This is a genomic window from uncultured Microscilla sp., from assembly GCF_947493425.1.
GTDB lineage: Bacteria > Bacteroidota > Bacteroidia > Cytophagales > Microscillaceae > Microscilla.
On record NZ_CANLRP010000244.1, the window covers coordinates 1 to 9,631 of the forward strand.

8 protein-coding genes are annotated in these 9,631 nt (G+C 42.1%); 3 read left to right on the plus strand and 5 right to left on the minus strand.

What is annotated here, in order from left to right:
* The first annotated feature begins 77 nt into the window (after window positions 1-77).
* The gene (locus tag Q0954_RS31170; protein WP_299464943.1) at window positions 78-1,154 is read left to right on the plus strand and encodes a glycosyl hydrolase; all 1,077 of its coding nucleotides are present in this window, start codon (window positions 78-80) and stop codon (window positions 1,152-1,154) included.
* Window positions 1,155-1,558: 404 nt separating this feature from the next.
* Here the strand turns inward: Q0954_RS31170 and Q0954_RS31175 are convergent, their stop codons facing one another.
* Window positions 1,559-2,716 carry an acyl-CoA dehydrogenase family protein gene (locus Q0954_RS31175; protein WP_299464946.1) on the minus strand — a complete coding sequence of 386 codons (1,158 nt, stop codon included), beginning with the start codon at window positions 2,714-2,716 and terminating at the stop codon, window positions 1,559-1,561.
* 453 nt (window positions 2,717-3,169) lie between these two features.
* Between Q0954_RS31175 and Q0954_RS31180 the strand changes: the two genes are divergently transcribed.
* Window positions 3,170-4,138 (plus strand): hypothetical protein, encoded by a 969-nt coding sequence (locus Q0954_RS31180; protein WP_299464949.1) that lies wholly within the window; start codon window positions 3,170-3,172, stop codon window positions 4,136-4,138.
* 91 nt (window positions 4,139-4,229) lie between these two features.
* Here the strand turns inward: Q0954_RS31180 and Q0954_RS31185 are convergent, their stop codons facing one another.
* From Q0954_RS31185 to Q0954_RS31200, 4 genes are all read right to left on the minus strand, one after another.
* Window positions 4,230-4,466: a leucine-rich repeat domain-containing protein gene (locus Q0954_RS31185; protein ID WP_299464952.1), complete on the minus strand. Its 237-nt coding sequence runs from the start codon at window positions 4,464-4,466 to the stop codon at window positions 4,230-4,232.
* Window positions 4,467-4,486: 20 nt separating this feature from the next.
* The gene (locus Q0954_RS31190; protein ID WP_299464955.1) at window positions 4,487-4,687 is read right to left on the minus strand and encodes a hypothetical protein; all 201 of its coding nucleotides are present in this window, start codon (window positions 4,685-4,687) and stop codon (window positions 4,487-4,489) included.
* A gap of 9 nt (window positions 4,688-4,696) precedes the next feature.
* Window positions 4,697-5,137 carry a HEAT repeat domain-containing protein gene (locus Q0954_RS31195; RefSeq protein WP_299464958.1) on the minus strand — a complete coding sequence of 147 codons (441 nt, stop codon included), beginning with the start codon at window positions 5,135-5,137 and terminating at the stop codon, window positions 4,697-4,699.
* Between the two features lie 424 nt (window positions 5,138-5,561).
* Window positions 5,562-7,805: a HEAT repeat domain-containing protein gene (locus Q0954_RS31200; protein ID WP_299464961.1), complete on the minus strand. Its 2,244-nt coding sequence runs from the start codon at window positions 7,803-7,805 to the stop codon at window positions 5,562-5,564.
* Window positions 7,806-8,321: 516 nt separating this feature from the next.
* Between Q0954_RS31200 and lpxK the strand changes: the two genes are divergently transcribed.
* Window positions 8,322-9,371: a tetraacyldisaccharide 4'-kinase gene (gene lpxK, locus Q0954_RS31205; protein WP_299464965.1), complete on the plus strand. Its 1,050-nt coding sequence runs from the start codon at window positions 8,322-8,324 to the stop codon at window positions 9,369-9,371.
* Window positions 9,372-9,631 lie beyond the last annotated feature (260 nt).

Genomic DNA, 9,631 nt, shown 5'->3' on the forward strand with positions numbered 1-9,631 from the left:
TAAAACCATAAAACCATAAAACCATAAAACCATAAAACCATAAAACCATAAAACCATAAAACCATAAAACCATAAAAATGAAAAAACTATTAATAGCCACCAGCAAAGGATTGGCAGTGTATAAAAAAAACGCTGAAGGCAAATGGACATTTGATCAAATGCACTTTGTGGGCATGTCGGTATCGGTGGCAAGGCAAGACTCCCAAAACGGGTATTGGTGGGTGTGTCTGGCGCACAAACACTGGGGGACTAAGTTGCATTATTCTACAGATGAAGGCGCTACCTGGGCAGAAGTGCCTGCCCCCAAATACCCCCCGCAGGCCGAAATAAAACCAGGCAAACCTGCTACCCTCAAGTATGTTTGGCATCTGGAAATGGGACAAGCCCCTGGAGTACTATGGGCAGGCACCGAGCCAGGGGGCTTATTTAAAAGCATCGACAATGGGCAAAGTTTCGTGCTCAACGAAGCCCTCTGGAACGAACCGTCTCGCCCCGACCATTGGTTTGGCGGAGGACGCAACTATCCAGGCATTCATTCTATAGTGGTAGATTCTAGCAACTCCCAGCGAATATGGGTGGGCATTAGCTGTGCAGGGGTTTTTGAAACAGCCGATGGAGGCAATAGTTGGCAAATACGAAATAATGGTTTAAAGGCTGATTTTTTGCCCAACCCCCAAGCAGTAGTAGGGCACGACCCACACCTGATGTTGCAATGTGCACGCCATCCAGAAGTATTGTGGCAACAAAACCATTGCGGCATTTTTAGATCTACCAATGGTGCCCAAAACTGGCAGGAAGTAACCGACCCTACAGGCATTACCAAGTATGGTTTTACTATAGCCATAGATGATGATAACCCTGATCGGGCTTGGGTGATTCCGGCTACCAGCGATGACCGCCGGGTAGCAGTAGATGGGGCACTGGTAGTGTATTATACCGAAGATGGAGGCAAAACCTGGGCAGATTTTCGAGAGGGCTTGCCCCAGACACATTGTTTTGATATTGTATTGCGCCACTCGCTGGCACGCGAGCACCACACCATGGCTTTTGGCACTACTACGGGCAACTTGTTTTTATCAGAAGATGCCGGAGAGTCGTGGCAAGTCTTGAACCATTACCTGCCTAAGATTTGTAGTGTGCGATTTGCTATGTAAAAATGATGAAACAGCGGCAAGTCTTGGGTACCAATGTATATAATAAAAAAGAGGCTGCCTCATAAGTCTAATTTTATACCTGGCAGGTAGGCTGCCAGGTATGGCTATTGACATGATGGGTACTCGCCTACCAATAAACTGACAAAAAAAAGGTTTTAGCCTGGCTGATGGCAGACTAAAACCTTTGAGTTTCAAGTCGGGATAACTTCCTTATATAAATATATAGTTGTGACCAAGTGGTCTACATTACACACTTGCTAACTATCAAAGTTGTAAACACCTTACAAACTTGATAGCTGCCTATAGAGTAGGGAATAGCACGGATATTCATCGGCATCTACGGACTTGTCGCTTAAAGCACCGATATGCATCGGCATCTAAGGACTTGCCCCCTGCCAGAGCTGCTAACTAAATATCTTTCTTGAAATCAATTCTTTCATAATTTCATTGGTACCCGCATAAATACGCTGTACGCGCGCATCGGCATACGAGCGGGCAATCTGGTAATCCCAAATATAACCATACCCCCCGTGCAATTGTACACATTCATCGGCTACCTTGCACTGCAAATCGGTCAGCCAATACTTCACCATCGAGGCAGTAGCTCCATCCAGTTTACCTTCATCGTGCAGCTCGGTACAATAATCGGCAAAAACCCGCCCTATTTGTACCTCAGTAGCAAGCTCTGCCATTTTGTATTTGGTGTTCTGAAACTGCGCCACCGACTTGCCAAAAGCTTTGCGTTCTTTGGTATATTGAATAGTGGTTTCCAACGCTTTTTCGGCCGCACCTATAGCCCCTAGTCCCACTACCAAGCGTTCTTGCGCCAGCTTGTTCATCAAGTAACCAAAGCCTTTGCCCTCTTCGCCCAATAAATTTTCTTTAGGTACTTTTACATTGTCAAAAAACAATTCACAAGTATCCTGAGCGTGCAAACCCACCTTTTCAAAAGGCTTACCTTTGCTGAAACCCTCAGCGGAAGCCTCCATTAACAATAGTGAGGTTCCTTTGGCACCTTGGGTAGGATCAGTTTTTACGGCCACTACTACCAGGTCGGCAAGGTAACCATTGGTAATAAAGGTTTTAGACCCATTGACCAAGTAATGATCTCCTTTGTCTTCGGCAGTAGTACGCATGCTCTGCAAGTCGCTGCCTGCGCCTGGCTCGGTCATCGCAATCGCCAAAATACTTTCACCCGATACAGTTTTGGGCAAGTATTTTTGCTTTGTTTCCTCTGAACCATACTCTAGTATATAAGGTAGTACAATATCGTTGTGCAATGGGTAGCCTACTGCTGGTCCTGCACAACCCGACTGAGCAATTACCTCAGTAAAAATAGCATTGTAACGGAAGTCTTCAATCCCCAAACCTCCATAAGCTTCGGGTACTTGCATGCCCAAAAAGCCATTTTCACCTAACTTTAGCCACGATTCACGCGACACCATGTGGTCTTTTTCCCATTGGGCGTTGTGGGGGGTAATCTCCTGGGCTACAAAATCTGCCAATGACTGGCGAAATAACTCATGTTCTTCGTTGTATATTTTTCGGGGGATAAAATGCATATAATGTAAGTAGTTTGCAATTGATATTTTTCACTACAAATATAAACGAACTTTCTATAGTGGCTAGAGTGCAGCTCACAAATTTTTATTTATCTGCATTATTGTGCATATTTATTAGTCAATAGTCCATAGTATTTAGTCGATAGTCCATAGCTGATTTGAGTAAATGTTCACCTTGTTAAATACTGTAAACCAGTATTTTAAGATTGCGTACTCACTTTATTTTTAAAAGTGTTTCGGTTTTACGCCTAAACACCCAATTAAGTAGTTTTTAAATTCATAAATAACTGATAACCAGCAAACAACTTTGACTAAAATCACTGTGGAGTATTGTCAGTCTAAGAGTATGTTTAAATATCATAACCTGGGTTAAAAAAGTAATTTTTAACTCTGAAGACACGCTTTAAGCAATACTCTAAACAAAAATAATTCATTCAACAAAATTTAGTGGTCATGAGACAGTCATCTTCTTTTTATTTATTTTCAGCTGCTTTTTTCACCATTTTCATGGGATTTTTTTCTCCCCAAGTAAAAGCACAGGAATTTAGCAATGCAGGCGAATACTGGGACGCTATCATGAGTGCCCAAAGTAAAGTTATGAGCAAAAGCGTAGAGTATGTGTCTAAGTCGGTACACAGCGACAACGACCGGATCATTGAGCGCAAGCGACGTGCGGTAGTAAACCAAATAGACGAATCTTTGGCACGTTTAAAAGAGCTTAAGGCCTTTAATGGCAACGATCGCTTTCGCAAAGAAGCATTGGCTGTGCTACAGCAAATGAAAAATATTTACACCATTGAGTTTAAAGAAGCAAGTTCGCTCCAAAAAAACAGTCAAAGCTCTTACCTAGCAATGGAACGCTACTACAAGGCTCAAGACCGCGCTGAAGCCAAACTCGAACGCGCCGACAAACGCTTCAAGGCTGCCTCTAAGTACTTTGCCAAGCAAAACAACATCAAGATTGTAAATGAGGGAAAAAAAGACGATGCTATTGAAAAGATGGGACAGGTAAACCGTTATACTCGTTCTATTTACCTCATAGACTTCAAGCTGTCAAAAGCCAACGCAGGATTTATGGATGCCTTTGAAGCAAAAAAAGCAAGTGCTATGGAGCGCAACCGCAAAAAAACCCTGGCTGCAGCACGCGAAGCATTGAGCAAGCTTAAGGCAATCAAAGATTTTTATGGCAACTCAGATTACAAAAAAGCCGCCGAAAAAATAGCCAGGTACCGCAAAAAGTTTGCTTCTAAAGAATACACAGAATTGGTGACATTTACCAAAAACAGCAAAAAACTCACCCGCCAAGATGTAAAACGTGCCAACCAGATCATTAATGAATTGAACCAAAAGAACACCCAATATGTGCAAGCGTTTAATATGGCAGGGCGAGCACTGCGTCAACAATATACGCCTAAGCAATAAATGTTGATTGACCTGATCCTAACCACAAAAAAGCCCTATCATCACCTGGTAGGGCTTTTTTGTAGAAGCAAGTCATCTACCCATCAGCATATTATTTATACTGCCCCTGGCTTAGCTTCAATAATCCTATTTTGGCAGGTAAAGCCATCAATTTATTATGTGCAAACTTGAGTACCTTAAGCTTTTTGAGCCTATCCAGGTACAAAGGCAATTCGGTTAACTGGTTATGACTTATAATAAGGGTTTCGAGGTTGTCGAGCGCATTCATAGTTTCTGGCAGCCTTGTAATTTTGTTGTGTGATATATCCAATATTTTGAGTTTTTTCAACGATTTAATCTCGTAAGGTATTACCCATATTCCCTCTCTGGCATACGCTCTCTGCCAGGCAAGATTTTTCGTTTGTTTATGAACCCAGGAGGCAATGCTTTTTTTTTGGATGCCGCTATGAGCTTTTCATAAGCCCGCCAAAACTCGGACGAATCGCCTGTATAGCTTGCCCACAATAGATCACTTTTTTTGTCTAAAAAGCTATTATACTTGTTTACCATACCTTTGTTTTAAACACCATAACACCCCGAGTTATCATTATTGATGAAACTATCGGGCGAAGGAATATTGCTTGAATAAAACCCAGCAATGCCTCCTTGAATGTTTGACCTCGTGGCTATTATCTGAGGCAATGCGGCCTCCCAATGCCGTTTTTTCTCTGCAATGTAGGCTTGTTGTGTAGATGAAACCTTCATTTTTTCTAAGGCAGCAATGGCCTCTAAAGACACATAACTCATTGTATCATCTACGGCATCTACCAAAGCCTGTATTACTTTAGGTTGTTCAAATTTGGCCAGCAAAGTAGCTGCATAAGTTCGGTGGGTGTAATGGGCGTGTTTGAGTGCATATATGAGGCAAGATATTTTGCGTTTTTTTGCCCAGCGTTTCAGTTTTTTTTCATTCATTTCTATCAAGCCTGCCTGAACTAATAGGCGAGTAATGGTGTGCATGTTTTATCAGTTTAAGTAAGACCACAATTATATGCATGACAACGACAAAGCATTTCGATAGTTGATAAAAAAATGGAGTTTTTACAAAAAAGCGGGGGCACCTTTATGCCTCACAAGTAGCCTGCCTGATTTGAGCCCATATATTCGTAATTTGAGAATTACGAACCGACCGAAGGGAGCTCTGCTTTAGCTAATTACGAATTGAGCGAAGCCATTCATCATTAACTTACGCAAAGCTCCCTGTAAAGCTTAGTCCTGAGTTGCTAGTCCGTAGCGCCCACAGGTATCTACACCCTTGTATCACATTGATTTTCAGTCGTTTACAAAAAGCGTAGTTAAAAGGCCATAGTTTTTTAGTGTCGCTTTGCGCACATTCGTAATTCGTAATTCGTAATTGTTTAACTCTTAATTAAGCCATTCGTAATTAGCTCCAAAGACCTCCCACTTTCAAAAAAGTACCCATTTCCTTTCTACCTTGTGGCAAACCATAGTCGCTGAGCAAACTCATAAAATTGCCTACTTTCCATATTTGTTCAATAGATAGTAATTCTTGCAAAATGCCCACTTGTTTTTTGGTCAACTGGTCAAAAGCCACTGGGCGTTTGCCTACATACTCAAAGTTGAGCCTAAACAAGATATTATTGAGTGCCAACGACTCAAACATTGATACAGTTCTTATTTTTTCCAACAATACTTGGTTTACATGACTGGTTTGTTGCTCGTTCAACTCATCAAAAAAACCAGAGATAAAACTCTCCATATTGCCAAATTCGTCTACCCAGGGCAAGTTGGTTTGGACAATGGTTTCTTCGGCTTGCTGTTGTTCTTCGGCCACCGACCTACCCAATTGCTGCAGTAGTTCATTGAGCACTTCCTGGCGGTATTTAGGTTCGTCTAAACGATACAGGGCTATAGTAGCCGCCAGTTTTGTCCACTGATTTTGTGCCTGCTGGTACCACTGCCTAAAAAAGTCCGCGTGATTGTTGGCAGGTGTAGGGCTGGTAAGGTAACTCAATGCCAGCAATATGTTTGCCTGCACCATTTCATTTTCTTCCTCTTCAATGAAGTACTTAAGGGCAGGCACTATTTTTTTCTGAAAGGGGTAAAACCAAGCCAGTAAAAATATAGCCGCCTGTTTTTCTTCCATTGTTCCCCCTTCCAAAAAACCGAGGTATACTGGTATACCCTCAGCTACTCCATGATAGAGTTCTGCCATCACTGCTTCGTCTTCATTCTCAAAATTGAGAATATCGCGTTCATAGTTGAGCGAAGTGTGAATGTAGTATTCGGGATAACCCAAAGTGAGTCCCAGCAAATACTGCATAATCTTTTCTTTATCAGCCACCTGCTCGTACTTGAGCAAATCAATGAAATAGGGTACCGCCAAAACCGATGCCGGATAACGCGATCCTTGGTGAAACAAGTTGCCCCATAACTGCCACCAAGCTTCTTCGCGGGTTTCGTTATCTTCAGAACACAACTTCATAATTTGTAAAGGTACATCGGTTGCTTCGCCATAAGCATGGGTAGTGTTTTTCCAGTCTACTTCATACAATTTGTCAAAGTCAGGCAATGCCTTACGATCGCTTTGGCGGTTGAGCAACACCTGCAAATCAATAAAGTTTTGAGGAATTGCGTGTGCTTCCAACAACTCCCCCGTAATCTTATCTTCCCGCAACCACTGTTTTTCTACCAAAGTTTCCAATACTTGCTGCTGTACCTTGTTAAAACTCCGGTAATTCTGAATGGTATTGTCGCCAAACACCATCAACATAATCGCCTGGATAATAAAAGAGTTATGGTTTTGGGGTTGTAGGTGGCTCAACAACAAGGGCACCACGAGGGTAAACTGTTTTTTGCCAGTTTGCCTAAAGAGTGATACATGATTGGTCAAAAATAAAATATCAGCAGGTGTGGCGTGTTTTTCGCTTCGCGTACTGCCACGTTCGGTAATATCACTAAACAAAAACTCTTTGCGTACTCGCCTGTAAACCAAGTAAGTATCTCTGTAAAAGTTCATATAAGGCGAAGGCTCAACAAAGGCATTTACCACCTTACAAATAATATCGTCTGCTGTCTCAAAATTCAACGACCTCATCAGCTCTATCGAGGCAATATACGCCAAGCGTTTATTAGGGTGTTGTACATATTCATAACAAAGATCAATAGCCGCCTGTCGGTTCTCAGGTGTCACGTATATATTATATCCATAAAGATCACCCACATGAGTCAATATATGCGCCTGCATCTGTTCACTGGGGTAACGTTCCATCAACTCCCTAAAACCTTCTACAGACAGCCGCTTGCTGATTCCTTCGCATCGATAGGCAATAAAATAGCGCACAATCAAAAACTCATGCTCCATAGAGCATTCTTGCGCCAACAACTGGTCGAACACCTGAGGCAAGATATCAACAATAAGGTTGGTAATGGTAAAGTCAAACATAATACTCAACAAAAACTCCTGAGTTGCCTCGCAGTAGCTGGTGATCTGCTCGTATGTTTGTACAAAAGAAGCTTTAAGCACTTCCCCCTTGTTTTTATCATCCCAGTAAGCCGACACCACTTGCTTAAAATGCTCAAAATCCTGTGTCGACGGGTGATGTTTCAACCTCTCTAATAAGTCCTCCCAATCGACCCGAATGTTTTCTACGGTATAAATTGTCATTGTTTATCTTCTCAAAAAGCGATGGTATCAAATTATTGCTGTTTCAAATAAATGAGATTGTATAACAAAACCCAAATATTCTCTATCTTTGTGCCCTTATTTCCAGACACCGTCAGGTTTTAGATGTTTGGTATAAAACCAAAACCTGTGGCTGGTAGCCCATACTTGCCTCTTTTTGAATAAGAGAGCAACTATGTAGACAATAAGCGAAGTGTTAACCATTATGCCCCATACCAAGTTCGGCTCAAAACCTCGAACTTGTACCTGGAGGATTATAAACAGAACTTGTTTAAGGTTTTGGCATTGAGAGCAAAATGAGTAATTTTTCACATAGACGAGGCGTGGAAGGCGGAGTTTAGCCTAGCTAAATGAGCATTTTCACAACGAAGTATATGGGTAAAAGAACCATTTTGAATTATTTGAAAAAACCTTAAACAAGTTCACAGTCAACATCAGTTTTTTTGGTTAACTCATGTGGTTCAAAGTATAACTATTGATATTGCCTATTTTTGCTTTATGAACTTTACCCAAATCCTGCTGTATCCTTTTACTTTATTGTATGGCTTGATCACCGACTTTCGGAATCACCTCTACAACATAGGACAACGTCCCGCCATTAAATTTGACACCAACGTGATCAATGTAGGTAACCTTACCGTAGGAGGCACTGGCAAAACGCCCCACGTAGAATACCTCATTCGTTTGCTGGGCAAACACTACCAGGTAGCCACCCTGAGCCGGGGCTACGGCAGAGATTCAAAAGGATTTATTTTGGCAGATGCACAAGCCACGGCGGCTACCATAGGGGATGAACCTATGCAGTTTTACAAAAAATATGGCGCCCAGGCGGTAGTAAGTGTGGGAGAAGAAAGGGCGTTGGCTATTCCATATATTTTAACCGAACACCCCGAAGTACAAGTAATATTGCTGGATGATGCCTACCAGCACCGGGCGGTTACGCCTTCGTTCAATATTTTGCTGACCGATTATCAGCGCTTATTTTATATGGATCATCCCTTTCCGGCGGGTAGGCTACGCGAACGGCGCAGAGGCGCCAAAAGAGCCGATGTAGTCATTGTAAGTAAATGCCCCGACAATTTGGCGGCAGCCAAACAAGTAGAGATCAGGGCAAATATAAAAAAATACACGACACCCAATGTTGCGGTGTTTTTTACAGGCATTCGTTACCAAACACCCCAGCCCATATTTGCCAGTCCACCTTTAGGCGACAGCCTGCCCAAGAATGCTGTATTGGTAAGTGGTATTGCTCAGGGCGACTTGCTGGAGCAGCATGTAAGCCAGCACTTTAACCTTGCCAGTCATATTCGGTTTCGTGACCATAAAAATTATACTAAAGCCGATGCCGAGCGAGTCAAAAAAGCATTTGAGTCCGTAAGTAGCCATGACACTATTTTATTGACTACCGAAAAAGATTTTGTAAAATTGGGGGCAAAAACTTTTGAGCATATATTGGGCGATTTGCCTTTTTATTATATACCTATTGAAATTTATTTTTTAAATCAGCAATCAGTTTTTGATCAGCTGGTCAAAGAAGTCATTGTTTAGGAATAGTGAAAAAATAAATTACCGATTTTGAGGTAGGGATTTTATTCTGAGACGAGGCACTTTTTGCAGGCGTAGCCATAGCTACGGCTAAAAAAAGCTCCCAGTCCCGGCGGAATTGCCGGGGTAACGAAGTATCAGGGTGAAAGAGCACCTCCAAACTGAAAAGTTATTTTTTTTTCCGTTTCTTAGGAATGGTGAGAAATTAAATTACCATTCTTGAGGTAGAGGTTTTGTTTTGAGACGAGGCTATTTTTTGCGCC

Excerpts from the sequence above, each read along its gene's own strand:
- Q0954_RS31190 (WP_299464955.1), bottom strand. The coding sequence starts at position 4,687 with ATGGTAAACAAGTATAATAGCTTTTTAGACAAAAAAAGTGATCTATTG.
- Q0954_RS31200 (WP_299464961.1), bottom strand. The coding sequence starts at position 7,805 with ATGACAATTTATACCGTAGAAAACATTCGGGTCGATTGGGAGGACTTA.
- Q0954_RS31180 (WP_299464949.1), top strand. The coding sequence starts at position 3,170 with ATGAGACAGTCATCTTCTTTTTATTTATTTTCAGCTGCTTTTTTCACC.
- Q0954_RS31170 (WP_299464943.1), top strand. The coding sequence starts at position 78 with ATGAAAAAACTATTAATAGCCACCAGCAAAGGATTGGCAGTGTATAAA.
- Q0954_RS31175 (WP_299464946.1), bottom strand. The coding sequence starts at position 2,716 with ATGCATTTTATCCCCCGAAAAATATACAACGAAGAACATGAGTTATTT.
- lpxK (WP_299464965.1), top strand. The coding sequence starts at position 8,322 with ATGAACTTTACCCAAATCCTGCTGTATCCTTTTACTTTATTGTATGGC.
- Q0954_RS31195 (WP_299464958.1), bottom strand. The coding sequence starts at position 5,137 with ATGCACACCATTACTCGCCTATTAGTTCAGGCAGGCTTGATAGAAATG.